This is a genomic window from Paenibacillus sp. Mc5Re-14, assembly GCF_001049835.1.
Lineage (GTDB): Bacteria > Bacillota > Bacilli > Paenibacillales > Paenibacillaceae > Paenibacillus > Paenibacillus polymyxa_C.
The window spans coordinates 3743641-3768214 of record NZ_CVPD01000001.1; the positions used below are offsets into that span (position 1 = coordinate 3743641).

Here is a 24574-nt window from a genome sequence, read left to right on the forward strand (position 1 = left end):
TTTAATTCTTTAAAATTTCTTGCAAATACCCAGCCAACTCTTCTGCTGCTTTAGTATGGGCGGAAAGTCCGGGATGGCTGCGAGACCCTATCGTTTCTTCTGTCGTGTTAGGCAGTTGGAATACCGACACCTTCCGATCCTTCGTTCTTTTCTTGTACGCGTCTACCGCCCGGTAGATCGCTGGCATCATTGGAGTACCAAGCATTCCATAAGCCCACACAATATGGGCAGTAGGATTGCAGCTCCGAAGCTTGACAAGGAAACGTTCGGTAGCGTTTTCAAAAGCTTGTAAATCTTCTTCATTGAACGTGCCATCCTCATTCAAACGTTGCTTATACACTTTCCCACTTACCGGGTCTGTCCATGCTGGAGAATAAAAGGCCCCACCGTCATTAGTCGCCAAATTTACTACGACCACGTCCGGCTGCCAAGAGGTAAAATCATGATCGGCAAAGGCCCCTAATGCTTCATTTCTCTCGCCGGTGAGTACACCACATATCTGCTCATAATATGCCGGTATATTCCCATGTGGATTGTTATCCCAGCTTGTTAGCACACCCCATCCGCTTTGTGAGAACACTCGGTAATCCGCATTCAGTGCCTCGGCTGTTATGGCTGTATAATTGCGTAGGGCCGTGAACAGCATAGGAACCCAGTCTGTCTCTTCCTTTGCTCCAATTGTTCCTTCTCCTGAAGTAATGCTGTCACCGATAAATTCTATCTTAAGAGGTTTATCAGGGACCGGCAGCAATTCTCCGTCAACCTTCAGGGCATGAATTTGCAACAAGCAGCGTGAGTCCGAACTCATAGGCTGGACATCCTTGACGATACGAACATTTTTGACCGTGTCAGAGTTCAAACCTCTCAAAAGACAGATCCAATGCCGACCAGCGGTCACCATCAGGCGACTCATCGGGACACCATTGACGACAATACTGATCCAAGACTCATAGATCTGATAATCGGCTTCTATTTCAATCCATAGCTCTGAGCCTTTCATATTCAATTCAATGCCGCTGCCTGTCCAAAATAGAGTGAGAGGTGTAAGTGTTGGCGTAGTTCGGCCATGAACCTTTACATGCTTTGCTTTTGCAAGTGGATATGTCTTCAATCTCTTGTTATGCGACATACTCAACATCCTCCTCCTGATCTCGAATGAATGCTAGTTTCTGTAATATTGTAAAAGAAGTGACAGGGAATCTCAAATTCTATTTTAAGAAGTCAGGGTTTAAGGCTTTATATGAATGATTTTGAGCAAATACGAACTTTATGGCAGCAATGGATAGCAAAAAGCACCAGCAGGTTTCATTTTGCTGATGCTTTTTTGATATTCAGAGCACAGTTACCGAATTTGATTTTTTTTCAGATATTACTTTCATTCTTTAATTAGCTTTGCCGAACATGACGATATTAATCGCCTTGCCGAAGTCTATACCTACTTTGCCAGTTAATTCTGCTGTTTTTTGCGCCAATACCACTGCATTGACACCACAAGAGAACAGCGCAATATCAAAGTCATCTTTGTGTGCTGCGATCCACCCGAGTGTTTCCGGCATCTGTTCATATTGATGAAATGCGATCGTGTGCGCGATATGCAGCCCGTACGGCTCGGCTTCAAGAACAGGCTTTACTTCAGCGGCTGTCCGGGTTACCAGTAAAATGCGTCGATTTTTCAGGATGTTCCAGAAAGCGGGTGTCTCCGCCAAATATCGATTCAGGCAGGCATGGCAAGTCAGCGCGGGAGAAAGATCATAGTGAGCAAAGACCTGATCGGTCAGCTCCCGCTTCATATAGGATGGTGCTTTAATAGATTCGTCATCATAAGGCAAAATGCCAGCTATGCTGGCTTTGCTCACTGCCTCTGCCACTGCGTCTCGTAGTTCCGTATTGGGCAGAAATAGTCCCTTTTGGCCGAGATTGGCTTTGACTGCCCAGCGTTCCTGTAACACCTTTTCCATCGGCCAGACGGTATCTTGAGCCAATACCAAATTTTCGCCATCTCCAATACGTATGAGTGAGAAGGGCTGGTGCTGATCGAGTGCTAGCTTCAAACGTTTTAATACCTCGTCAATCTCCAGATATTTTGGATATGTCATATCTTGTTTCCTCCCTGTCAGTCCTGCTTGTTCGACTTTTCAAATAGAGCAAAAAACTTCGTATTCTATCATATGTCGAAAGTAAAAAGGTTTTTGTATGAACGGCTATTCTTTTTCGATTCTACCTATTTTTGCAAGAGTTGTTGCATCTGTACGTGCCGTTTCAGGAGCGTCTTCATAACTTGAGAGAAGACGGATGAAAGGGAGGAAGTTCAATGAATCGCAAGATTGTGATTGAAATTAACTTTAATAACTATGGGATGAATCCCAACCGCCTGACACGTGAGTGGATTAGCGAGCGATTGGATATATTCAGAGCCTTTACACTGCGGAGTCTGCTCAATCAGACGAATGCGGATTTTTTATCTGTCGTCAAGTTGGCGGGTGGATGCAGCGACATTGTGGAAGAGGAACTGGCCCAACGTGAACCCATTCCCGAGCACATCCGTTTTGGTACGAGCATTGAAAGTAAACGTCGTATCCATGCGTATATCGAAGGCGCGGACGAACTGCTCATTGCTAGAATTGATTCCGACGATTTGTACCACCAGTCATTTGTACAGCAGTTGCATGATTACAAGTTTCAACCGGATACAGTTGCACTGGTAAATCAAATGGGGTACTTATGGGATGCGGTTGAGGGACAGATGGCACCGGTGTTTCACCGCTCGCCTTCCTTTTATGTGTTTCGCTATCAAGTAGAGGAATTTCTGAATGATTACCGTGTCGTTATTCCTGGGAAAGGCACACACGGATATGTAACGGAGCTTCCACATGAGGTGATTCCACTTCGCAACTATGTGAATGTCATTCATGCCGCCAATACTTCGGTGAAAAAGGTGCCGGCAAAGGATCGACTCTCAGAAAATGAAATGAACGCGGTGCTGGCTGAATTTTTGGGCACAGGCATTGCCAATTCCTAACGGTCAGGAGGAGATTATATTGTTCAAAGGAAAAAAACTGCTGGTGACCGGAGGAACGGGATCTTGGGGGCAACGCCTAACGGCTGAATTGCTGAAGGAGGGACCGACGGAAATTCGTATTTTCTCACGCGGCGAATTTGCGCAGATTGCCATGCAGCGGCAATTCCAGTCTGATCCCCGGCTGAATTTCATGATTGGAGATATTCGGGACCTTCAGGCATTGCAGGAGGCTTGTCACGGGGTAGATTATGTGTTCCATTTGGCGGCATTAAAGCATGTCCCTGTGTGTGAGAAACAGCCGGAAGAGGCTTTCAAGACGAACGTACATGGTACGGAAAATGTGATTCGGGCCAGCATAGAGCAGGGAGTCGCCAAGGTCATTGATGTTTCTACAGACAAGGCGGTAGACCCGGTGAATGTATATGGGATGACGAAGGCGATTGGCGAAAGATTGATGATCCGCGCCAACGCCTTAAGTGAGCGTACTCGCTTTGTGTGTATTCGCGGCGGCAATGTGCTAGGGACAAGTGGAAGTGTCGTGCCCCTGTTCAAACGCCAGATCGTGGAAGGTCAGGATTTAACGCTGACGAGTCCAGATATGACACGTTTTTTCCTCACGCTCGGAGAGGCAATTGGCTTGCTGCTAAAGGCTTCTGTTACGGCGATTGGCGGAGAGACGCTAGTCATGAAAATGAAGGGTTGCAATATTGCGGATTTGGCAGAGGTGATGAAAGAACAGGCGGGACAGCCTAAGTTAAAAGTGAAAGAAATTGGTATACGTGGTGGGGAAAAGCTGCATGAGGTGCTGATTTCGCCCTATGAGGTGCCGCACACGTATCGCTATGATGATCGTTATTTTGTTATTCTTCCCCAGCAAGCAGACAAGCGTTTGTTGAGTCAATATGGTGGATTGGAGCGGGTGAGCTTCGAACAATACCGTTCGGACGATGAGTTAATGGATCGCGCTGGAATTGCTGAGTTACTGCAAGGTATGGAGTAACGATGAAAGAGGTGGGTATTTTGCAGCTTATGGGAAAAATCACAAAAGGAACTGTAAAGGTGGCTGTGATCGGCCTCGGTTATGTAGGGCTGCCCATGGCAGTGGAAATGGCACAGGCTGGTTATGACGTATATGGTGTGGATTCCGATCCTGTCAAAGTAGCCAAGCTGCTTCAAGGAAAGTCGTACATCATAGACATTGGCGATGATGCATTGGAAGGTCTGATCGGACAGCAATTGCATCCAGTTACGGATATCAAGGTGCTAGAGCATGCGGATATCGTCGTGATTTGTGTGCCTACGCCGCTGACGGATGGACATCAACCGGATACGTCCTATATTGAGACGGCTATTGATCAAGCCATACCTCATTTGCGTAGACAAACGCTGTTGATTCTGGAAAGCACCACCTATCCTGGAACGACCGAAGAACTGATTCGGCCAGTGATAGAGCAGCGCAGGGGATGGACAGTGGGTAAGGATTTTTATGTGTGCTTTTCACCGGAACGTGTCGATCCGGGCAGCGTCCATTTTAACATTCGCAACACCCCTAAGGTGATCGGCGGTTGCACACCGGATTGTCTGGCAGCGGGAGCAGGTTTTTACGGGTCTTTTTTGGATCAGATTGTTCCGGTTAGCTCAACAACCGTGGCTGAAGCCGCCAAGCTGTTTGAGAATACGTTTCGCAGTGTCAACATTGGAATGGTCAATGAGCTGACAGCGGCCTGTGAGAAAATTGGCATCAATATATGGGAGGTACTGGATGCAGCGGCAACCAAGCCGTTCGGCTACATGCCTTTTTATCCGGGACCAGGCATTGGAGGACACTGTATCCCGGTTGATCCGCTATACCTGTCGTGGAAATCGGAGCAGCACGGTTTTCCGCTGGAATTCGTGGATCTGGCAGACCGCATGAATCGGCGTATGCCACTGTATATTGCGGAGCGAATCGAATCCATGCTAGCTCAGGAAGGGAAAGCCATAAACAAGGCCAACATCATTCTGGTAGGTGTAGCCTACAAAAAGGACATTGATGATGTTCGGGAATCCCCGGCTCTTGTCCTGTTCGAGCATCTAACAAAAATGGGTGCTTCGGTTAGCTTCACCGACCCGTATGTATCGAGTTTTAAGCTGAACAGTGAAGAAATCCCATCTCGGACGGCAAATGCCCAGCTGTGGGAAAGTGCAGATATCGTGGTCATCACGACAGACCATTCTGTGGTGAACTACCAACAGTTGGTTGACCATGCTCGGCTGGTCTTCGATACACGTAATGCGACTGCACATTGCACAGGTGGACATGTCGTGATTTTGGGGCATCCTGGTGACGGAGGGGGCGCCGCTGTTGGCTAACCGTGATCAGGTAAACGAACGTTATTACGGGCAGATTAATTCAGAGGAATCCCATGAAGCCACCCGCAATAGAATTCACTGGATTTGTCGCCATGTACAGGGTCGTACCGTGCTGGATGTTGGATGCAGTCAGGGGATAACGTCCATTTTGCTTGCGCGGGAAGGCTTTGAGGTAACGGCCATTGATTTGGAAGAAGACAGTATTTCTTATGCAAAAAAAGAACTTCGTCAGGAATCTGCACCCGTCAGGGGAAGAGTCCATTTTCAGTTAAAGGACATTTCACAATTTGAACGTCCTCCCGGTGGTTTTGACACTATTATTTTAGGAGAGATTTTGGAACATTTTGCGCATCCCGACACCCTGCTGGCCCATGCTTACCGCTTGTTGAATAAAAAGGGGACGCTCGTCCTGTCTGTACCTTATGGATATCATCCATTTCACGATCACAAACGGACTTACTATGCCGGAAGTCTCTCCCGTGTGTTGTATCCTTACTTTAAAGAACAAGCGCTGGAGGTACATCATAAATATTTGTGCTTTGCAGGTCACAAGAAGCCAAAAGAGCTGCGTGAGGCTATGCCAGGAGCAGAGCAACTGAATGAGTGGATGAAACTGGATGAGGAGCAGTTTCGACGGGTAGAGCAGCAGCATGTTCGCAAAATGAATCAGCGAAAGGCTGCACTCGACAAGGCGGTACAGCGAATCCGGTATATGGAGCAACAACTATTTCCATTGGAGAGGGTTACGCGTGTCGAACAGATAGACAAGACGCAGGATGAGAGGAGAGGTGCATATACTGATGGCAAGTCTACCGGAAAAACAACGGAAGAATCAGCCAACGGTAAAGGGGATGACGTGAAGTCATGACTGAGCATCTAATGACCATCAGCTTGTGTATGATCGTAAAAAATGAGGAGCAGATACTGGCCCGGTGTCTGGATTCGGTCGCAGACCTGATGGATGAAATCATCATCGTGGACACGGGATCGACGGATCAGACAAAGACGATAGCAGCCCGCTATACGGATCGGATATATACATTTGAATGGATGGATGATTTTGCCGCCGCTCGTAATGAATCGTTTGACAAGGCAACGTGTTCCTATATCATGTGGCTGGATGCGGATGATGTGCTATTGGAATCCGATCGTGAACGTCTGCGTTCCTTAAAGCAGCGATTGTCTAAGCATATCGACGCAGTGGTGATGCCACTTCACTTGGCAGAGGGTGAGCAGGGTGAACTGTTGTTCACCTCACGCCGTATACGCCTTGTGAAGCGGGAGCAACAATACCGCTGGGAAGGGCGCCTGCATGAGGATCTGGTGATACCTCAGGGGCAAATCGTACATTCGGATGTGGCAGTGACACATCGCCGAATGCAAGACCATACGCTCCGTAACCAACGTATTCTCGCCCGGTGGATCAGCGAAAGCGGCAAGCTGGAAGGGCGTTTGCTGTATTTTCACGCCAATGAATGCTTTGACCGCAAGGAATATGCCGAGGCAGCAGAAGCCTTCGACCATCTGCTGGAGGAGCCGAGCGGCTACCGGGAGGATCGGATTACTGCTTGTGCGCGATCGGCTGAATGCTATATCCATCTCGGGAAGCCCGAGCAACAGCTGGATCGTCTGCTACGTTCTTTTCGATACGGGGTGCCGCAAGCAGACTTGTGCTGCATGATCGGGGACTGGTTTTTCACAAGAAACGAATGGAATACTGCCGCATATTGGTATGAAAGAGCAACGGAACAACAGCATCACCTTCCTGGTATGCGACCTGTCCCACTGCCATGCTACTCTTGGTTACCTCATGTGCGGCTCAGTCATTGCTTTGCACATATGGGTAAGCTGGAAGCTTCGTATGAGCACAACCAAGCCGCTTTACGTTATTTGCCTGATGATCCGCATTTGCTGGATAACGAACGCAAGCTCAGGAAGGTAATCCCCAATCATTCATCCACAGCCCGGTCCTCAAAATAATTCAAGCTGTTCTGGCCCGTGATCCGCATCAGGCGGCTTGCGAGGTGGAAAAGGCTTAGGCTCCATGCCCAGCATGGTCATGAGTTGCTTAGCGTTGGCAGCAGCGTCTCCACCTGAGTTGTTGTTGAATATCACGCATACCTCACGGCTTTGCTGCTCCAGTTCCAGCAATCTGTCTTTCCATTCGGCCAATTCCTGTTCATTGTACCGATACAGATAACGAACCTCCCGCCAATTAGGTGCGGAGCTTTGATTCCAGCCTGATATGTTCCGTCCGTGAAGACGTACGATGGTCAGGTTGCTGTCTGTAGCCTGCGGCACAATGGGAACTGACCCGGGTCCTGCCTGAGGCTCGTCGCATACGCTATGTATCCAGCCTTCTTCACGCATAAATGCCAGCGTTTGCTTCCGAAAATCAAGTGTGAACCAGCTTTGATGTCTAAACTCAAGTACGGATGGGACCTCTCCCATCCTATTTTTCGTGTCTCGCAGTATGGCGACATTCTCACGTGTGCAGTCAAACCAGGGCGGGTACTGAAACAGCACGGCTTTAAGCTTGCCCGCTTCGCGAAGAGGTAGTATGGATGCATGCAGTGCTTCGTACATGGCATCTATCGTTTTGAAGTAAGGCTGTTTGCCGCGGGTGTGTCCGGTCATGCCTTGATAGGCCTTGACGAGAAATGAAAAGGAATCTGGAGTTTCCGCCGCCCAGCGCGCCATACGATCCGTAGGCTGTACTGCATAAAAAGAACTATCCATCTCTACTATCGGAAAATGGCTTCCATAGACACTTAGTTTTTGGTTAGCTTTAGTGCCCGTTGGATATAAGTCATCGTGATCGCCCCAACCCGTCAGTCCAATTTGAATCATAACTTTGCCGCTCCTTTCCTGCATGAAACCTCTATAAAGGCGTTCCCATGATTCATTTTAATGATAAAATGGGGTAAATCACATGAAGTTGGTATAAAGTTCCTATGATTATTTAAGCTCAAATACGGTTATTGTAACATGCTCTCATGACAGGAAGCTTTGTGCTTTAAAAAAATGCTTATTCGTAATGTTTTTGAGTTTCCAGTTTAAAAAAGCTAATATAGTATGTAATAGAGCGAAATGAGTTCATGGAGGAGAAACGATATGGCAGAATGGTACGAGCAAAGCTTTGGGGAAGATTATTTATTGGTATACAAGCATCGCGACTTTCAGGGAGCCTATCAGGAAGTGCAAAAAATGATCTCCTGGCTCAAATTACCGCAAGGCTCCAGCGTATTGGATTTATGCTGTGGGATGGGACGTCATTCGCTTGCGCTCGCCGATGCAGGTTATAAGGTGACAGGTGTGGACCTTTCCAATGTGCTACTGAGAGAGGCTCGTGCAGCTGATTCCGAAGGGCGGGTAAGTTGGCATCAAGGGGATATGAGAGAGGTGCCGCTGGATGAAAGTTATGACGCAGTGATGAATTTGTTCACCTCCTTCGGTTATTTTGAAAAGGATGAGGAGCAGCTTAAAGTATTAAAGGAAATTTATCGTCTATTGAAACCGGGAGGCCGTTTTATTATAGATTATTTGAACCCTTCCTACGTAGCTGCTCATTTGGTACCGCATTCGTCCCGGGAGGATGAAGGAAATTGGATTGAGGAGCACCGGGTCATTGAAGATGGATTTGTGAAAAAGCAAATTGCCATTCGGTCAGCCGCATCTGTGACGACTACAGAAGCAGCCTCAGAGCTGGGTACCACTCACGCTGACGCAGAACCCGTGCGTGTGTACTATGAGCGAGTAAAGCTATATCCGTATGAAAAGTTCCGTGATTTGCTAGAACAAGCCGGGCTATCCGTAGAGCAGGTGCACGGAAGTTATGATGAAGATCAATATATAGAAGATGCTTCGCCCCGAATGATTTTTGTCGGTGTGCGGGCTTGAAACAGAAGGGCGGATGGGAAGCCATGAAATTGCCAGAGCTTACGCTCTGTGAGCGAATAGACGGAGGCTTTCAGGTCAAAATATCCATGTCTTTTCCGCTGCGCTGGGTGAATAGCTATGTGATCAAGGGACAGCATGGTTTTACAATTGTAGACCCGGGTCCGCGCAATCTGGATACAGAGGCAGAATGGGCATTTGTGTTTCAACAGCTGGGCATGTCCTTTGGGGATATTTCGGACATTGTGGTGACGCATCATCACCCCGATCATTACGGATTGGCGGGGTGGATGCAGCAGCAAGGTCAGGCTCGCGTACATATGTCAGCTCGCAGCTATAAGGAAGCGATTATGATGTGGGACGCTCCAGAATTGACGACCGCTATGGAGAAACGGCTGCCTAGCTTTTTTGTCCAGCATGGCTTTCCTTTGGAACAGGTATCAGCCTTGGAATCACATATGCAGCAGGCTTATTTGCAAGTGAATCCGCAGCCTGAGATTACCTTCATTCCTACCGGAATAGACGCTCGTCTGGAATTAGGCGGACGGTTCTGGCTGCCCGTTGAGACAGGAGGGCATGCGCCTGGGCATGTGTCCTTATATGAGCCGAATAGCGGCGTTATTCTGTGCGGTGACGCGGTGTTGCCGCAGATTTCTCCTAATATCAGTCTGCTGCCGGGCAGCGATGCCCAGCCGCTGAAGTCTTATATAGACGGCTTGCAGCGCCTAGGTGAGCTAGAGGTCGCCTGGGCATATCCCGGGCATCGCAATCCGTTTGGGTATTTTCGCGAACGGACGCAAGCATTGCTGGCGCATCATGAAGAAAGGCTGGAGAAATTCTGGCAGCTGATCCAACCGGAAGGGAGCACAGCCTATGAGCTGTGCATTGCCGTGTTCGGCGACAAGCTGGGGATTCACCAGCTAAGGTTTGCCATGTCCGAGACGCTGGCCCATCTGGTGGAGCTGGTGCGCCGTGAACGGGCCTCTATGAGCGAGGAGAATCCCATCGCGCGCTTTCATTCCTTTTGCCGTCCATAATGGCGGAAAGTTAACGAACATAGCGATATGACAAAGCAACATGACAGAACAACATGACAAAGCGGCATGCATGCCGGGGAAGAGGCTTTTATGAATTTGCTGCTGCTGGGAGCTACCGGACGTGTGGGCCGTTTTATATTAGATTATGCGTTAACGGATGGTCATACCGTAACTGCCCTAGTTCGTTCACCGGACAAGTTGGAGGATTTCGCATCCCAATGCGGGACACAGCTGCAAATCGTACAGGGTGATGCCACCAACGCGAAGGATATAGCACAAGCGCTGAAGGGCGGGCCAGCAGTTGTGATCAGTGCGCTGAATACAGATGGAACCACCACCTTATCCGTTAGTACAGGTCTGCTGATCCGACTGATGCAGGAGCAGTCCATTCACCGGCTCATAACGGTAGGAACGGCAGGGATTTTGCAAAGCCGGACCGAACCGAGCTTGTATCGGTACGAGTCCTCCGATACCCGGCGACGCAGCACCCGTGCGGCCGAGGAGCATCGGCGGGTGTACGAATTGCTGCGTGAATCGGCACTAGACTGGACAATCGTATGTCCGACCTATCTGCCAGATGGCGGGCGTAAAGGTGTATATCGCGTGGAAAAAGACTTTCTACCCGAAGGTGGCTCACAAATTACCACTGCGGATACAGCTGATTTTACCTATCGTCAATGGAAGAGTTGCGATTTTATCCGTACAAGGGTGGGCATTGCCTATTGATCGTGGAACGCAAAACATAGCTTTATTGATAAGCATCCAACCAGAGCGCAGTAAGTGTATCTACTTATGTTGCGCTCTTTTTTGTTTGACAAACATTCCGGGATTGAATACTATGATTCTATAAGGAAACAGTGTTTCTGAGATAAGCAAAGGAAGTGCATTGAATGATGTCTGAGCCATCGCAACCTTATAGAACCTATTCCGAGGTGAAGTTACAGCAGCAGCAATTGCTCCGTAAAAATATGATTGATGCCGCATGCATCCTTCTTGTAGAAGAAGGGCCCGAGGCTGTGACTGTACGGCGAGTTGCACAGAAATTAAGCTGTTCTACCAAGATCATTTACAGTATTTTTGGCAGTAAGGATGGTCTTGCCAATGAGATGTATCTGGATGGATGCCGGCTATTGGCCGAAACCTTTCGACAAGTACCTGTTACCCCAAATGTACTCGCTGATCTGGAAGCATTATGCTGGGCATATTGGGAATTTGCGCGGCTCCATTCAGCCTATTACAAAATGATGTTTGGCGGGGCATTATCTGATTTTAAGCCGGATGAACAGAGCTTGGAGGGCACCACAACGGCATTATCGCGAATCCTGCAAACCGTCGTACACGCTATGGAGCTGGGAGCACTGAAAGAGCAGGACCCGCTGCTGGTTGTCCGAATGCTATGGTCAGCTTTACACGGGGTGATACATCTACAATTTGCAGGTCATTTTTTGACTGTGGACATGGCACAAGAGGTATATGCATTTACACTGAGGAATACGCTCGATGTATGTAAACCCTCGTCATCTCCAGCGTAAATATGAAGTAGCTGAGGTCATCTTCGTGATGGCTTCAGTTCATTATATAGTAGTGGTAACAATGTTTCCAAAATAAAACGACGATACTATGGAGGTCATCATCATGTTTATGTATGCAAACAAAACAGCACTCATCACAGGGGCTTCATCCGGAATTGGCGAGGCATTTGCCTATTCGCTCGCGGCTAAGAAATGTAATCTCATTTTGGTAGCGCGCAATGAAACCAAATTAAAAGCACTGGCGAAAGAACTCTCCGCTAAATATAACGTAAAAGCTACGGTGATTGCGCTGGATTTATCCTCACCAGGAGCTCCTCAAACATTGCATCAAGAGGTTCAGTACCAACAACTCAAGGTAGATCTTCTGATTAACAACGCCGGTTTTGCCACCTACGGGTACTTTGAGCAGGTTTCAGGAGAAAGACAGCATGAGGAAGTGATGCTCAATGTGGCTGCTTTAGTCGATATCACACATGCATTTATGCCTGATTTATTGCGTAACCGAGATGGTGGACTCATCAATGTTTCATCCACCGCTGCATTTCAGCCCGATCCCTATATGGCCGTATATGGAGCAACCAAAGCATTCGTACTTTCTTTTAGCGAAGCGCTGTGGGCCGAAAATCGAAAACGGGGACTCAAAGTGCTCGCCCTCTGTCCAGGTGCAACCGAAACCTCATTTTTTGATGTAGTAGGCTCCAGTGAAGCCTCTGTGGGTTCCAGAGAAACACCCCAGACTGTCGTCCATAATGCCTTGAAAGCATTTGAAAAAGGGCGCAGTCATATGATATCTGGTCGACAAAACTATTGGGTAGCTCAAGTATCCCGATTTTTCTCTCGTCAATCCACACTTAACATTGTAGAACGTACGCTACGACCTCAAAATTGATTGAAATTCATGAATCAAGATAGCCTACCCTTAATCGTCAGAATTACCGCTCAATAAGCTGAAATTTTATACGCCGGGTCTGATTGCTTCCAGCTCAATTGAACTAGAAGAAATCAGGCTCGGCGTTTCTATTTACATAGATCAAGCGTTCAGATGCTATCCCAGATCTCGCGAATATAATAAAATCCCATCTCGCTTCTCCCAGCCGTTAGCTGACCAGAAGCGTTGACCTCCTATATTATGCTCCATCACAAACAGATGACATTTATCAATGCCTTCCTTGAGTAAAGAGGATAACGCTTTATCTACCAGTCTGGGCGCAATCCCATGACCACGATGTTCTGTGGCTACACCCAGATGATACAGAAACCCTCTGCGACTATCATGGCCTGCTAAAATCGTGCCTATGATGTTTCCAGCGTACTCACAGACAAAGCTAAGGCCTTCATTTCGCTGCAAAAATCGTGCAATCCGCTCCGGTGAGTCGGCCTCACTCAATCCTAACCCGTCTAAGCCATTCCATAGTGCAATAGCTTGATCATAATCGTCAGCCTGCATCGTACGGAATGTATATCCATCAGTTACGCTTGCCATGTCTCTAGTTCTCCTCTTACCCTTGTATATATCTATTGTACGCCAACGCATTGTTTGCAATTAGCGTGTCATTGTTTACCGTGTTGTATTCGGTGCGCTTTCTTCTCCAAGCTCCTGTTCGCGCTCTGCCTGCTTGCGATGGGCGATACGACTGCTGGCCGAGGCTGCGATTGCACCCACAATATCGTCCAGAAACGTATTAATCGGTCCAAGGCTTTTATCGTTCAGGCGTTCCAGCACACCCGGTTTGAGCTTATCGACATAACCGTAATTGGTAAATCCAATACTGCCGTATACATTAACGATGGAGAAGGCTAGAATTTCATCCACTCCGTATAATCCCTCGTCATGCTCAATCATATCCTGCAATGGGGGAAGAAGAGCACCCTGTTCCGCAAGAATATCTAGCTGGATGCCCGTAAGCACGGCATTTTGAACCTCGCGCTTCATCAACACCTTGTCCACATTCTCTAAACATTCTTCCATCGTTAGGTTCGGGTAATATTTTTTCTGTAGAAGCATAACCAGTTCTGCGATTTCAGTCATACTTACACCACGCTTGTGCAGCCACTCACGGGTGGCATCGGCTACCTTTTTACTATTCAGGCTGTAAGGTACTTTTTTCTTGTCCATAAAGTTGAAGTTACCCTCCTCGTGTAGATCCTAATTTTCTACTGCAATTATGACCAGTGTGTCCAGTCTGCTAAAAAAATAGTTATTTTTTACGCGGGGCTCGTATACATATTAGTACAATCTGTACAAAATTGTTAGGGAGGAACTTCATTTATGAACATAAAACACCCATGGCGTATGACCTCTGTAGCCGGGCTGCTATCCCTGCCCCTGTTGTTGTCCGGATGCAGCCTTTTCGGCAACGAAGCCGCGTCCATTGACCCTCCGCCGTCCACGACAGAGCAGTCCATGATTAAGGCTGTAACTGGAAAAGCACCTGCCACGACCGGGGAGTTGAGGGCTGTCTTTTTGCAAGATCATAACGGCTTGCTGGCCCCTGTATCTTTACCGATTGCTTCAGGCGATGTACAGGCAGATGCCAAGTCGGCGCTGGAAACACTGGTTGAGGGCGGGCCTTATGCTGGATTATTACCAGAAGGATTTAAAGGTGTACTGCCTCAGGGTACAGAAGTGAAAAGTGTGACAGTGGACAAGAATAACAAGCTGGCAGTTGTCGAATTTAACAAATCTTTCGCCAACTATAAGCCACAGGAAGAACGCAAATTAATGGAAAGCTTGACCTGGACCCTGACCGATCGTCCCGATATTAAGAGCGTACAGATTTGGGTGGATGGTAAAAAGCTGAACGAAATGCCTGTTGGCGGCACACCGCTCGACCATCCGCTGACGCGCGCAGTAGGGATTAATTTGGAGGTCGGTCATGGCGTGACCCCCCTGGATTCCAGTCCAGTCACCGTGTATTTCTCTTCATCTTCTCCTGCTGGGGTACAATATTATGTACCTGTAACACGACTGGTCAGTCCGGAAAAAGATCGTGTCCAGTCAGCTCTGCATCAATTAATTCAAGGGCCACAGACCAAGGATGGATTGCAGGAAGTGATGACAGGGGAGACGGCGCTGAAATCGGTAGAACGCTCCAAAGATAACGTCATTACGGTATCACTCTCGGATGATATGTTTGCCAAAGGAGAGGCCGTACCTGCTGAATTTTTGGAATCGGTCGTACTGACAGCGGCGGACAATTCGGATGATGCGGTCAAAACGAAGATTCGGATTGAACTGAATGGTGAGAAAAGCGTGATTGGACAAAATAATCAAAATTATGGAGAGCCTGTAGCCAAGCCGCAGCACATTAACGAAATTCCTCTTTAAGGACAGGGAATCGTCCTTGGGGTGCTTTTGCCTGCACACTTTGGTAAAATAAACATATAAGAACAGGTTGCATACGACGTAGGAGGAAAAAGCATGAGTAGATCTAACGGACGAAACGGTGATGAGCTGCGCCCGATGAAATTGACAGCAGGAGTAAATAAATACGCGGAGGGCTCTGTTTTTATAGAGGTTGGCGAGACGAAAGTCATCTGTACGGCTACAGTGGAAGAACGCGTTCCTCCCTTTATGAAGGGCCAAGGAAAAGGCTGGGTGACCGCCGAATATTCCATGCTTCCGCGGGCGACACATAGCCGCAATCAGCGTGAAGCTGCGCGCGGCAAGTTGACAGGCCGTACTATGGAAATTCAGCGTCTGATCGGAAGAGCGTTGCGTTCGGTTGTCAATTTGCAGGCGCTTGGTGAACGGACGATTACGTTGGACTGTGACGTCATTCAGGCGGACGGCGGGACACGTACAACCTCCATTACCGGTTCTTTCGTAGCATTGGCGATTGCAGTAAATAAAATTGCGATCCAGCACAAGTTGCCTGTTTTCCCTATTACGGATTTCCTGGCTTCTGTCAGCGTAGGGGTTGTTGGTGACAAGGCGCTGCTGGATCTGAATTATGAAGAGGATTCCAAGGCCAAGGTGGACATGAATCTCGTCATGACTGGCAGTGGAAAGTACGTTGAGCTGCAAGGTACAGGGGAAGAAAGCCCATTCGACCGTCAGGAATTGGATCAGCTGCTTAGCTTGGGCGAACAAGGGATTCTGCAAATGATTGAGCGCCAAAAAGAAGTGCTCGGACCGATTGCTGATAAGATTGGTGCTGGACGTACAGGAGCTGGGGCCTAATGCGACTGGATGGTCCGGTTGTCATTGTCGCTACGAAGAATAAAGGGAAGGTGCGGGAATTTGCACATGCTTTTGCGCCGTTTGGCAAGGAAGTCAGAAGTATGTACGATTATCCCGACATTCCTGATGTCGTTGAGGATGGCACAACCTTTGCCGAAAATGCATTAAAAAAAGCCAAAGCGGTGGGAGATGTGCTCGGATTGCCTGTGCTGGCCGATGATTCCGGTCTGTGCGTGGACTTGCTGGATGGTGCGCCGGGCGTATATTCGGCTCGTTATGCTGGAGAAGGTGCCAGCGATCACGAAAACAATATCAAGCTACTCGACGTTCTGGAATCGAAGCAGCTTGGTGATGATACCGGACAGCCTTTGCTAAGCCCGGCTCAATTTGTCTGTACCTTGATTCTGTATAATCCACAGACTGGGGAGACGTTGGAATCGACGGGCTCCGTGGAGGGCTGGATTACGACTGAAACCGCGGGCAGCGGTGGGTTTGGGTATGATCCGCTGTTCTATTTGCCAGAGTTTGAAAAGACAATGGCAGAGCTGACGTTGGAACAAAAGCAAGCTATCAGTCATCGGGGCATAGCCCTGCGTAATTTGGCAACAAAGCTAGGGAATCCGCAGGCATAGTTTGGTAGCAGGGCGAATAATATACCTGTCATATACGAAAAAAAGGCTATCCGTCAGTCATAGGCTGCGGATAGCCTTTTTGGTACTTTCTGTTCCACGTATCGTATGCATCAAGAAAGATGGGCGGTTGCCACCTCGTACTTTACGGCTTAGGCAGTTAGCACATTTTATCGAATTGCCACCTTGTAAGTGCGAAGCCAATTATCCACTTGCGTCAAGTAAGCAAATAACTGCGGACCCGACATCAGCTGGCCAAACCAAGGTAGATTGGTGGATGCCTCCGGTGAGGCGGCAATATCCCGTACCTTTTGCGCATCGATCAGCTTGAGCAGTGGGGAAGAGGAATCGTCCAGCAGTTGCAGCGCCTGCTTTTTCACAGCGGCAAGATAGGAGGGATTATGCGTTTTGGGATACGGGCTTTTTTTGCGATACAGCACATCATCCGGCAATACACCCTCCAGCGCCTTGCGTAAAATACCTTTTTCACGTCCGCCTGTCATTTTAATGCTCCACGGAATGTTCCATACATATTGCACCAGCCGATGATCGCAATACGGCACCCGTACTTCGAGTCCCACCCCCATACTCATCCGATCCTTGCGATCCAGTAGGGTAGGCATAAAGCGGGTGATGTTCAAATAAGACATGACGCGCATTTGCGCAGCTTTTCCTGTTTCACCCGGTAGCTTTGGTACTTCTCCGACTGCTTCTGAGTAGCGGTCGTTTAAATACTCCAGCGGTTTGATCCAGTCCCGCACTTCTGGGGATAGCAGACTCGCTCTCATATCGGGAGCAACTGCCCACGGGAATGTGCCTGAGTTCAGCATATCCTCCCGATGGAACCATGGATATCCGCCAAACACTTCATCTGCTGCTTCACCAGAAATAGCAACAGTAGCGCCCTTTTTAATCTCCCGGCAAAAGAGATACAGTGACGAATCCACGTCCGCCATTCCAGGTAAATCCCGGCTTAGCGTGGAGTTGTTCAGAGCTGCTACAACTTCTGGTGTATCGAATTCAATCCAGTGATGATTTGTCCCTAATTCATCGACCATTCGCTGTATCCAGGGAGCATCGGCTCCGGGCTGGAACGCATGGGCTTTAAAATGCTTGTCGTTATCCACATAATCGACCGAATACGTATGAACTTGTCCCTGCCCGGTACGTTTGTAATAATCGACGGCTAATGCGGACAGGGCGCTTGAATCCAGCCCGCCAGACAATAAGGTACATACCGGTACATCCGAAATAAGCTGCCGCTCCACGGTATCCATCAACAGCTCTCGTACCTTGAGTGCCGTTTCTTCGGTGTTATCCTCATGTGCAATGCTTTCCAGCTTCCAGTAGGCTTGGATGCGTACGCCGTCACGGCTGTAGGTTAGGGTATGTCCGGGACGCAATTCCTTCATCGATGAATAGACGCCGTGTCCGGGGGTGCGTGCAGGCCCAATGATAAAAATTTCTGCCAGTCCCTCGGCGTCTACGGCGGCCTCTACCGCTGGATGCTGGAGCAGTGCTTTGGGTTCGGAGCCAAATACGAATACATCTTCGGTTTGGCTATAAAATAACGGCTTCACTCCCAGGCGATCTCGTGCCAGAAATACCTGCTCCCGCTCACTATCCCAGACCGCAAACGCAAAAATGCCGTTCAACCGATCTACACAATCCGGGCCCCATTCGATATAGGATTCGAGCAGTACCTCTGTGTCGCATTGTGTACGGAAAAAATGCCCGCGCTGTTGCAGCTCTTTTTTCAGCTCAGGCGCGTTATATATTTCCCCGTTATATACAATCGTATAAGTGATATCCTCAAGCTGCCGGATCATGGGCTGAGCGCCGTTTTCCGGGTCCATTACGCTTAGTCTTCGGTGTCCGAAGGCACACGGGTTGGATATCCAGGTACCCGCAGCATCCGGTCCGCGATCGGAGAGCGTTTGTGTCATATTTAGCAGCAACTCAGATTGATGCATCAAGTCTCCGTTCCACTGTATGAAACCTGTAATTCCGCACATGTCTATTCATCCTCTCTTTGTCGTGTTCATCCAGTGTTGGAATGAATCAAAAACTAAATCCCCAGTTCATCAGTATATATGCCGAAAAGAAGCATAAAATGTCTGTCCGTTCCGAAAACTACAGATGGGGCAACCCGTTTACTCGTGAGGAAGGAGGGAGACAATGTACTACATCAAGGATGCCAAAATACGCCGCTTCACTGAACTTGACGGAGTGCGCTGCGCTGAGGTAGAAGTGCGTCCCGGTGCCGCAGATGACCCGGAACTGCTGGTTTATATCACAGCCTCGAATCAGAAGGATGGTCAGCCTGCCTATGACATGGTAAGGATCATCCGCAATGATGCCGATCTGGAGCTGGATTGGTATGACAATAATCTGCATTCGGCATTTGAGGAAGTGACCGACAAGGCTTTTACTGACTCTACGCACATTACCGCTGGTGAGGAACGGGAAAAATTCAAAAGGGAATTGCTTTCCTATGGGCAGCTTAGTACAGAGTTTGCCAAGGAGTTCGGGACATGAGGATATGGTGTACTATACCTCGGCTTTTGTTGATTTGGGCACCGGCGCCATCGCCGGATCAGCGTGAAAGGAGGGGGAAATCATAGACGGCAAAGCGAAGTATAAGAAAAACAAAGGCAGCAGTTATATTCATAACAATGAGTTCGCGGAAGAAGTGCTGGAGAAAAACGTAAGACATGAGGTACGAAGAAGTCCTAAACGCTTTGGGAATAAATAAGCTAACAATGAACTAAAGCAACTCATTAAAGTTGATCCCAAAGAAGCCTCCGTATTCGCAGATTTGCGAATATGGGAGGCTTCTTTTAGAATTAGGCCGCTTCACGCAGCGTCATGATCCCTTTGTAGATGTTATAGACAAAAACGCCGAGATAGACCACTACAAATAGCAGTACAAACCCGATAACTGAACCTGCATGATTGGCAGTGATAATAAAATACACTAGCGGAATCGCCGCAATAATGGGGAAAATGTGCGATAAAATGGCTTTTTTCGCGTGTCCCTGAACATATTCATCCCGGACTGCGATCCACACAATGACCGGCACCAGAAAAGGTGCGAAAAAAATGCTAAAATAACAAAGTGAAGACAAAAGGCCTTTCACGGATCACCCCTCCTTTTTGGCGTCGTTCTTTGTACATAATACCCCGTTAGCGTCCAAATGATTCCTTTTGCAGCCTGCTTTCCTGTATAATGAAAAAATGCTTTTGACAGTTGCTCAAAATATGATATAATAATCAATGCACTGAATACATAAGGTTTTATTGATTGTTATCTTGTCCCAGTAGCTCAGCTGGATAGAGCAACGGCCTTCTAAGCCGTCGGTCGGGGGTTCGAATCCCTCCTGGGACGTAGCAAAATCTTCCTAATTCAATATTAGGAAGATTTTTTGTGTTCCAGTGGGATGAGAACCCCTTGGGGGGACGTCGGAGCTAAGCATCGTTAGCATAAACTTCGCAGTCTCGACCGTAGGGAGAGTATCCCTCCTGGGACGTATAGCAAAAGCTTCCTACATGTAGGAAGCTTTTTTGTATTCCGGCAGTATGATTGATTCTGTTTTTATACTGTCGCCTTCTCCTTATGAGCAAAGAATTGCGGCAAATGTTCTTTGTGTGCTTCCAGCAATTCATCCAGCACGGTTTGGGCGATATCCCCGCTTGGAACGAGCGGATTCAGGGTGAAGGCTTGCAGTGCTGTCGCATAGTCACCAGTGACCGCCGCTTCAATGGTCAGCTCTTCCATCGCCTTCATGACTTGCAGCAGGCCCCGCTGTGCTGGTGGGAATTTGCCAAAGTTTACAGGCTCTGCACCATGCGCGCGAATGACACTGGTTACTTCGATGGCGCTATCATAAGGGACATCATCAATCGCACCATTGTTACGTGTACTAACCACCATCAATGTGCCTTTGTTGTTATAAATGGAATTAATGATTTCACAGGCAGCATCGCTGTAATGTGCACCGCCGCGTTTGGATAATTCCTCTGGTTTGTAATCCAGATTCGGGTCTTTGTACAATTCAAACAAACTTTCTTCCAGACGTTTGACGACTTGGCCCCGAGTTCCTTCGTTTTTGGCCTCCTCTAATTCTTCCTTGAGCATGTTGTCGGTCATGTAGTAATACCGATGGTAAGGACAAGGCAGCATTTTCAATTGACGAACCTGATCATACAGGAAGCGCATGTTCTTAATATTTTCAACAACCTTCTCCGGTTTTGCACCAGGTGCGTACAATCCTTCGATGACTTGCTCTGTTAATTCTTCTCCGGTTTTGTCATAAACTTTGTGCCAATGAAGGTGGTTAATTCCTGCAAATTTAAAGAACAGCTCTTCTTCCGATTTGTCCAGTACAGCCGATGCACTCTTGATCGCGCCGATTGGAACATTACATAATCCGATGACTTTATCCCACTTACCATAACGAAGTACCGCTTCGGTGACCATACCCGCAGGGTTGGTGAAGTTAATCAACCATGCATTCGGACACAGTTCTTTCATATCTTCTACGATACTGAGGATAACGGGGATGGTACGAAAAGCTTTGAACATCCCGCCAGCCCCATTAGTTTCTTGACCGATCATGCCGTGTTTTAACGGAATACTTTCGTCCTTAATCCGGGCTTCCAGCAAGCCTACCCGAAATTGTGTTGTGACAAAATCGGCATCCTTCAAGGCTTCCCGACGATCCAGTGTCAAATGTACTTCACAATCAATGCCTGCGGCCTTCACCATCCGTTGGGCCATGGCCCCCACGATCTCCAGCTTTTCGCGTCCTGCCTCAATATCTACCAGCCATAATTCCCGAATGGGAAGCTCTGCATAGCGTTTGATAAAGCCTTCTACTAATTCTGGTGTATAGCTGGAGCCTCCGCCAATGGTTGCGATCTTTATGCCTTTTTTCATGGTTAGTGCCTCCTGAGTATGTTTTTTAAAACCGCTTTCTTAAGCTCAAATTCACTGTAATCCCTGTAATGCATTACAGGTCAAGCGCTTTTAAAAAACTTATTTGGGGAAGGTGACAATTGTAGGGACGGGACCACGAACATGCTAAACACGAACATGCTAAAATAGAAAGAACGAGGTGAGAAATGTGGCAAATATTCATGAAATTGCAAAGCTGGCGGGTGTATCCTCGGCAACGGTGTCCCGTGTCATTAATAGCCATCCGTACGTAAGTGAACCGACAAGGCAGCGTGTACAGGAGGTCATAGACCGACTGGATTATGTACCTAATTTGAATGCGGTTTCATTAAAAAAGGGCATGACCAAGCTCATAGGAATTATTTCAATTTCTTTTAATGATTCATTGGGTTCATTTGTGCGTGGATTTACAACCTATGCTCAGGAGCATGGTTTTAATATGGCACTATTTATTACGAATGGAGAGAAGGAGCGGGAGCTTGAAGCACTGGAAATGCTGAGGAGAAAGCAACTGGACGCCTTGGTCTGTATGATTCGCGTCAATGAATGGAGCGTGATTGAACACTATACCAAATATGGCCCAATTGTGACGTGGCAGCGTGTAAACATTGATGCAATCCCGTCTGTATTTATGGATCAGTATCAGGGGTACATGCTTGCGCTGGAGCATCTGTATGCCAGAGGCTACCGCAGCATTGTGAATGTATACGGGAATATGAGGGGACTGAATACGAAGGAGCGCATACGGGCTTATCATGATTTTTGCAAAAAATATGATTTGAACGCTGATGCCTTCCCGCATTTTTATGATTTAAATTCAATGGAAGCGGGTGAACAAATTGCTCACTGGTGGAGCGAACAGCCCAACAAGCCTGATGCCTTCGCTTGTTCTACCGATTATTTGGCTGCAGGGCTTTTGACTGAAGCACGTAGGCTCGGTGTTTCTGTACCAAGTGAGGTTGCAGTGGTGGGCTTTGATAACATCGAAATTTCGCATTTGCTTGATTTAACCACCATTCATTACCCGATTGACAAACAAGCGGAAAATGCATTCATCATGATTCGAAATGCCCTAGAGGGGCTTCATGAAGAATTACATCCCTTGGAATTCAAGTTAGTAGAGCGAGCGACCACCTAATATCCTGGTTATTCTTTTTCGCTTATCGGTGTGCTATTCAGGGATTAGTAAATAAAAAAGGGACTCCATAATAGAATAAATTCCAGAGGAGTCCTTCTTTGCACGTACTCTAATTCATCGGTCTCTCATAATTCCATTACGAAATTAACGTCAGAATAAATGCACAGATCGTAAGTAGAATTAATTATTTAAAATAGGTATTTCTCCAAGCAGATCCTTTAAATTAATAGCATCCCACGGCATATGCTCGGTTATACCTAACCCAACTACATCGGTTTCTTCAGATAGTTCTTTAATCAGATGAAGTAGTTGAGGTATTTGCATTGTTCCCGCAGGAGAAAGATTATAGGGAGCTTCAGGGTTGGCGAATAATAAAGAACGAAATGCTTTTGGATCAAGTACATCTAAATCAAGGTGAATCGCCAGGTGCTTGATGCCGCTTTCTTTAATCCATTCTTTTATAGATGCGGTACTGGTCGTTAACTCTTGGGTCCCAGCAGTTCGAATCCCTAATCTTTGAATAACTTCTGTATCTGATTCTGTAGTAGTAACACCTAGCTTTTGAAATGCTTCTGAAAATATTTTTGTTTCTTCTTCTGTAGGAGCTGCTAATCCAGCGATAAAGGCATTTTCAGGCTTAAGAGGAACTTTCACATGTTTTGCAAACTCTTCATCTCCTTCTCCCAACAGATTCCCAAGTGGTAATGTATGTCCGTTATCATAGCCCACATATCTAACTAAATCACTGTGAGCATCGATCCAAATTAGCCCTAATTCTCCACCGTATCGTTCGTTCAAATAGGCAAACGGGGCTTGTTCGACTAAGCAGTCACCACCAAACATTACAATGCGATCTGGCTTATGAGCGTCAATGATATGTTGAGCAGCCTCTAATTGTTCAAGTAGCTGTTTTCTCCCATACATACCGTTCTCGTTGGCAAGCGGAGTTCCATCATAAGCTTGAACTGGAACATGAATAAGGGGTTGATCATTGTCTGGGGCTAGCCAAGCCAGCAGTTCAGCTCCAAAAGAGTAGTTAGGATTGTTTCCTCCTTGCCATTGCGGCATTAAGAGGCGTATTGTTTTAGTCATATTTTCTCTCCTTTACTTCAAATTACGGTTAGTATAAACTGAACGCAAATAAAAACGTAGTACGCACTAATTTGATAGGTACTACCCGAAAGGATAGTGTGAATATGAGTATGGCTGAATTTAAAGGTAAAGTTAAAAATATTGAAGATACACCTTTTGGTTATACAGTGTCAGTCATTGGTGGTAAATGGAAAATGGTTATTATTTATCTTCTGGCCGAAAACCAAGTGGTTCGCTTTAATGATCTGAAAAGACAAATCGGAGCTATTACATACAAAACATTGAGTTCACAGCTAAAGGAATTGGAAGCGGATGGATTGGTGAACCGGAAAGAGTATCCTCAAGTTCCGCCTAAAGTCGAGTACAGTCTCACAGAAAAAGCGGAAACACTATTGCCTGTTTTGGAAGGGTTATGTGAGTGGGGAACCAAAAACCAATATAATTAAATATCGTTTTCTAATTGTTCTCGAATGCTATACGAATATTAGAAAAGACGATTGACATATATTTATAGTTAATCAGGTATTCAACGAGCTCAAGTGCACTGGGGATAGGAACGCTTAAAAATCAGTATCATTTGGGGGATATGATATTTTGACTATGGCTATTATTTTATTTGTAGCGAATATTCTACTTATTCTTGTTTCAATCGTTGGTATTGTTCTGCTCATGGGAATATTGTACAGGGGGTACATTTTGCTAGGATTACTTATTGCTGAGAAAAAGAACACAAAAAAT

General features: G+C 47.2%; 25 protein-coding genes and 1 tRNA gene. 17 read left to right on the forward strand and 9 right to left on the reverse strand.

From position 1 onward, the window contains the following. Position 1 precedes the first annotated feature (1 nt). Together BN1546_RS17030 and BN1546_RS17035 are read right to left on the reverse strand one after the other, a co-directional pair. Positions 2-1129 carry an SGNH/GDSL hydrolase family protein gene (locus BN1546_RS17030; protein ID WP_040103002.1) on the reverse strand — a complete coding sequence of 376 codons (1128 nt, stop codon included), beginning with the start codon at positions 1127-1129 and terminating at the stop codon, positions 2-4. Between the two features lie 253 nt (positions 1130-1382). Continuing rightward, the gene (locus BN1546_RS17035; protein ID WP_090738400.1) at positions 1383-2096 is read right to left on the reverse strand and encodes a GT-D fold domain-containing glycosyltransferase; all 714 of its coding nucleotides are present in this window, start codon (positions 2094-2096) and stop codon (positions 1383-1385) included. A 215-nt stretch (positions 2097-2311) separates the two neighbouring features. Here BN1546_RS17035 and BN1546_RS17040 point away from each other — a divergent pair, with 215 nt between their 5' ends. Genes BN1546_RS17040 through BN1546_RS17060 form a run of 5 tightly spaced genes read left to right on the forward strand, consistent with a single transcriptional unit; the run spans position 2312 to position 7351 of the window. Next, complete coding sequence (locus BN1546_RS17040) at positions 2312-3019, forward strand: glycosyltransferase family A protein (RefSeq protein ID WP_090738401.1); 708 nt, start codon at positions 2312-2314, stop codon at positions 3017-3019. A 19-nt stretch (positions 3020-3038) separates the two neighbouring features. Then, complete coding sequence (locus BN1546_RS17045; RefSeq protein WP_090738402.1) at positions 3039-4019, forward strand: polysaccharide biosynthesis protein; 981 nt, start codon at positions 3039-3041, stop codon at positions 4017-4019. Positions 4020-4021: 2 nt separating this feature from the next. Then, the gene (locus BN1546_RS17050) at positions 4022-5371 is read left to right on the forward strand and encodes a nucleotide sugar dehydrogenase (RefSeq protein ID WP_090738403.1); all 1350 of its coding nucleotides are present in this window, start codon (positions 4022-4024) and stop codon (positions 5369-5371) included. Beyond that, positions 5364-6239 (forward strand): class I SAM-dependent methyltransferase, encoded by an 876-nt coding sequence (locus tag BN1546_RS17055; RefSeq protein WP_090738404.1) that lies wholly within the window; start codon positions 5364-5366, stop codon positions 6237-6239. The genes BN1546_RS17050 and BN1546_RS17055 overlap by 8 nt, the downstream gene beginning before the upstream one ends. After that, positions 6236-7351 (forward strand): glycosyltransferase family 2 protein, encoded by a 1116-nt coding sequence (locus BN1546_RS17060; protein WP_090738405.1) that lies wholly within the window; start codon positions 6236-6238, stop codon positions 7349-7351. Before BN1546_RS17055 ends, BN1546_RS17060 begins: the two co-directional genes overlap by 4 nt. On the opposite strand, the gene BN1546_RS17065 is transcribed toward BN1546_RS17060, so the two are convergent. Then, positions 7343-8221, reverse strand: coding sequence for a DUF72 domain-containing protein (locus BN1546_RS17065; protein ID WP_090738406.1), 879 nt, complete (start codon positions 8219-8221; stop codon positions 7343-7345). The genes BN1546_RS17060 and BN1546_RS17065 overlap by 9 nt on opposite strands. 264 nt (positions 8222-8485) lie before the next feature. On the opposite strand from BN1546_RS17065, the gene BN1546_RS17070 reads away from it, so the two are divergent. From BN1546_RS17070 to BN1546_RS17090, 5 genes are all read left to right on the forward strand, one after another. Next, positions 8486-9271, forward strand: a complete 786-nt coding sequence (locus tag BN1546_RS17070) for a class I SAM-dependent methyltransferase (RefSeq protein WP_058710318.1) — start codon at positions 8486-8488, stop codon at positions 9269-9271. A gap of 23 nt (positions 9272-9294) precedes the next feature. Next, positions 9295-10305, forward strand: coding sequence for an MBL fold metallo-hydrolase (locus tag BN1546_RS17075; protein WP_090739164.1), 1011 nt, complete (start codon positions 9295-9297; stop codon positions 10303-10305). 90 nt (positions 10306-10395) lie between these two features. Further along, positions 10396-11031, forward strand: coding sequence for an NAD(P)-dependent oxidoreductase (locus BN1546_RS17080; protein ID WP_025678762.1), 636 nt, complete (start codon positions 10396-10398; stop codon positions 11029-11031). Positions 11032-11198: 167 nt separating this feature from the next. Then, a complete protein-coding gene (locus BN1546_RS17085) occupies positions 11199-11837 on the forward strand; it encodes a TetR/AcrR family transcriptional regulator (RefSeq protein WP_090739165.1) in 639 nt (212 codons plus the stop codon). A gap of 103 nt (positions 11838-11940) precedes the next feature. Beyond that, positions 11941-12726 carry an SDR family NAD(P)-dependent oxidoreductase gene (locus BN1546_RS17090; protein WP_013372751.1) on the forward strand — a complete coding sequence of 262 codons (786 nt, stop codon included), beginning with the start codon at positions 11941-11943 and terminating at the stop codon, positions 12724-12726. 156 nt (positions 12727-12882) lie between these two features. Here BN1546_RS17090 and BN1546_RS17095 read toward each other — a convergent pair whose 3' ends face one another. Next, positions 12883-13320, reverse strand: coding sequence for a GNAT family N-acetyltransferase (locus BN1546_RS17095; RefSeq protein WP_058830485.1), 438 nt, complete (start codon positions 13318-13320; stop codon positions 12883-12885). Positions 13321-13395: 75 nt separating this feature from the next. Further along, positions 13396-13953: a phosphatidylglycerophosphatase A family protein gene (locus BN1546_RS17100; RefSeq protein WP_013372749.1), complete on the reverse strand. Its 558-nt coding sequence runs from the start codon at positions 13951-13953 to the stop codon at positions 13396-13398. 153 nt (positions 13954-14106) lie between these two features. Between BN1546_RS17100 and BN1546_RS17105 the strand changes: the two genes are divergently transcribed. The 3 genes from BN1546_RS17105 to BN1546_RS17115 all read left to right on the forward strand — a co-directional run bounded on the left by BN1546_RS17105 (position 14107) and on the right by BN1546_RS17115 (position 16652). Beyond that, on the forward strand, positions 14107-15165 hold the full coding sequence (locus BN1546_RS17105; protein WP_090738407.1) for a GerMN domain-containing protein: 1059 nt from the start codon (positions 14107-14109) through the stop codon (positions 15163-15165). Positions 15166-15258: 93 nt separating this feature from the next. After that, positions 15259-16020, forward strand: a complete 762-nt coding sequence (gene rph, locus BN1546_RS17110) for a ribonuclease PH (RefSeq protein WP_013372747.1) — start codon at positions 15259-15261, stop codon at positions 16018-16020. Further along, a complete protein-coding gene (locus BN1546_RS17115) occupies positions 16020-16652 on the forward strand; it encodes an XTP/dITP diphosphatase (protein WP_013372746.1) in 633 nt (210 codons plus the stop codon). The genes rph and BN1546_RS17115 overlap by 1 nt, the downstream gene beginning before the upstream one ends. Before the next feature lie 167 nt (positions 16653-16819). Here BN1546_RS17115 and asnB read toward each other — a convergent pair whose 3' ends face one another. Then, on the reverse strand, positions 16820-18664 hold the full coding sequence (gene asnB / locus BN1546_RS17120; RefSeq protein WP_058830487.1) for an asparagine synthase (glutamine-hydrolyzing): 1845 nt from the start codon (positions 18662-18664) through the stop codon (positions 16820-16822). 163 nt (positions 18665-18827) lie between these two features. Between asnB and BN1546_RS17125 the strand changes: the two genes are divergently transcribed. Further along, positions 18828-19187: a hypothetical protein gene (locus BN1546_RS17125; protein WP_058830488.1), complete on the forward strand. Its 360-nt coding sequence runs from the start codon at positions 18828-18830 to the stop codon at positions 19185-19187. 308 nt (positions 19188-19495) lie between these two features. On the opposite strand, the gene BN1546_RS17130 is transcribed toward BN1546_RS17125, so the two are convergent. Then, positions 19496-19789 carry a magnetosome magnetite crystal formation protein family gene (locus BN1546_RS17130; protein WP_025678745.1) on the reverse strand — a complete coding sequence of 98 codons (294 nt, stop codon included), beginning with the start codon at positions 19787-19789 and terminating at the stop codon, positions 19496-19498. A gap of 174 nt (positions 19790-19963) precedes the next feature. Between BN1546_RS17130 and BN1546_RS17135 the strand changes: the two genes are divergently transcribed. Beyond that, positions 19964-20037: transfer RNA gene (locus BN1546_RS17135), tRNA-Arg, on the forward strand. 207 nt (positions 20038-20244) lie between these two features. On the opposite strand, the gene BN1546_RS17140 is transcribed toward BN1546_RS17135, so the two are convergent. Beyond that, positions 20245-21588 carry a 6-phospho-beta-glucosidase gene (locus BN1546_RS17140; protein ID WP_058830489.1) on the reverse strand — a complete coding sequence of 448 codons (1344 nt, stop codon included), beginning with the start codon at positions 21586-21588 and terminating at the stop codon, positions 20245-20247. Positions 21589-21775: 187 nt separating this feature from the next. Between BN1546_RS17140 and BN1546_RS17145 the strand changes: the two genes are divergently transcribed. Next, positions 21776-22744 (forward strand): LacI family DNA-binding transcriptional regulator, encoded by a 969-nt coding sequence (locus tag BN1546_RS17145; protein ID WP_058830490.1) that lies wholly within the window; start codon positions 21776-21778, stop codon positions 22742-22744. A 180-nt stretch (positions 22745-22924) separates the two neighbouring features. Here BN1546_RS17145 and BN1546_RS17150 read toward each other — a convergent pair whose 3' ends face one another. Further along, positions 22925-23836, reverse strand: a complete 912-nt coding sequence (locus tag BN1546_RS17150) for an arginase family protein (protein ID WP_058830491.1) — start codon at positions 23834-23836, stop codon at positions 22925-22927. Between the two features lie 104 nt (positions 23837-23940). Here BN1546_RS17150 and BN1546_RS17155 point away from each other — a divergent pair, with 104 nt between their 5' ends. Continuing rightward, positions 23941-24282, forward strand: coding sequence for a winged helix-turn-helix transcriptional regulator (locus BN1546_RS17155; RefSeq protein WP_013372737.1), 342 nt, complete (start codon positions 23941-23943; stop codon positions 24280-24282). The last annotated feature ends 292 nt before the right edge of the window (positions 24283-24574 follow it).

What these genes read in the sequence shown, in the direction of transcription:
- BN1546_RS17030 (WP_040103002.1), bottom strand. Translation starts at nt 1,129, where the DNA reads ATGTCGCATAACAAGAGATTGAAGACATATCCACTTGCAAAAGCAAAG.
- BN1546_RS17035 (WP_090738400.1), bottom strand. Translation starts at nt 2,096, where the DNA reads ATGACATATCCAAAATATCTGGAGATTGACGAGGTATTAAAACGTTTG.
- BN1546_RS17040 (WP_090738401.1), top strand. Translation starts at nt 2,312, where the DNA reads ATGAATCGCAAGATTGTGATTGAAATTAACTTTAATAACTATGGGATG.
- BN1546_RS17050 (WP_090738403.1), top strand. Translation starts at nt 4,022, where the DNA reads ATGAAAGAGGTGGGTATTTTGCAGCTTATGGGAAAAATCACAAAAGGA.
- BN1546_RS17060 (WP_090738405.1), top strand. Translation starts at nt 6,236, where the DNA reads ATGACTGAGCATCTAATGACCATCAGCTTGTGTATGATCGTAAAAAAT.
- BN1546_RS17065 (WP_090738406.1), bottom strand. Translation starts at nt 8,221, where the DNA reads ATGATTCAAATTGGACTGACGGGTTGGGGCGATCACGATGACTTATAT.
- BN1546_RS17070 (WP_058710318.1), top strand. Translation starts at nt 8,486, where the DNA reads ATGGCAGAATGGTACGAGCAAAGCTTTGGGGAAGATTATTTATTGGTA.
- BN1546_RS17075 (WP_090739164.1), top strand. Translation starts at nt 9,295, where the DNA reads ATGAAATTGCCAGAGCTTACGCTCTGTGAGCGAATAGACGGAGGCTTT.
- BN1546_RS17080 (WP_025678762.1), top strand. Translation starts at nt 10,396, where the DNA reads ATGAATTTGCTGCTGCTGGGAGCTACCGGACGTGTGGGCCGTTTTATA.
- BN1546_RS17085 (WP_090739165.1), top strand. Translation starts at nt 11,199, where the DNA reads ATGTCTGAGCCATCGCAACCTTATAGAACCTATTCCGAGGTGAAGTTA.
- BN1546_RS17090 (WP_013372751.1), top strand. Translation starts at nt 11,941, where the DNA reads ATGTTTATGTATGCAAACAAAACAGCACTCATCACAGGGGCTTCATCC.
- BN1546_RS17095 (WP_058830485.1), bottom strand. Translation starts at nt 13,320, where the DNA reads ATGGCAAGCGTAACTGATGGATATACATTCCGTACGATGCAGGCTGAC.
- BN1546_RS17100 (WP_013372749.1), bottom strand. Translation starts at nt 13,953, where the DNA reads ATGGACAAGAAAAAAGTACCTTACAGCCTGAATAGTAAAAAGGTAGCC.
- BN1546_RS17105 (WP_090738407.1), top strand. Translation starts at nt 14,107, where the DNA reads ATGAACATAAAACACCCATGGCGTATGACCTCTGTAGCCGGGCTGCTA.
- rph (WP_013372747.1), top strand. Translation starts at nt 15,259, where the DNA reads ATGAGTAGATCTAACGGACGAAACGGTGATGAGCTGCGCCCGATGAAA.
- BN1546_RS17115 (WP_013372746.1), top strand. Translation starts at nt 16,020, where the DNA reads ATGCGACTGGATGGTCCGGTTGTCATTGTCGCTACGAAGAATAAAGGG.
- asnB (WP_058830487.1), bottom strand. Translation starts at nt 18,664, where the DNA reads ATGTGCGGAATTACAGGTTTCATACAGTGGAACGGAGACTTGATGCAT.
- BN1546_RS17125 (WP_058830488.1), top strand. Translation starts at nt 18,828, where the DNA reads ATGTACTACATCAAGGATGCCAAAATACGCCGCTTCACTGAACTTGAC.
- BN1546_RS17140 (WP_058830489.1), bottom strand. Translation starts at nt 21,588, where the DNA reads ATGAAAAAAGGCATAAAGATCGCAACCATTGGCGGAGGCTCCAGCTAT.
- BN1546_RS17150 (WP_058830491.1), bottom strand. Translation starts at nt 23,836, where the DNA reads ATGACTAAAACAATACGCCTCTTAATGCCGCAATGGCAAGGAGGAAAC.
- BN1546_RS17155 (WP_013372737.1), top strand. Translation starts at nt 23,941, where the DNA reads ATGAGTATGGCTGAATTTAAAGGTAAAGTTAAAAATATTGAAGATACA.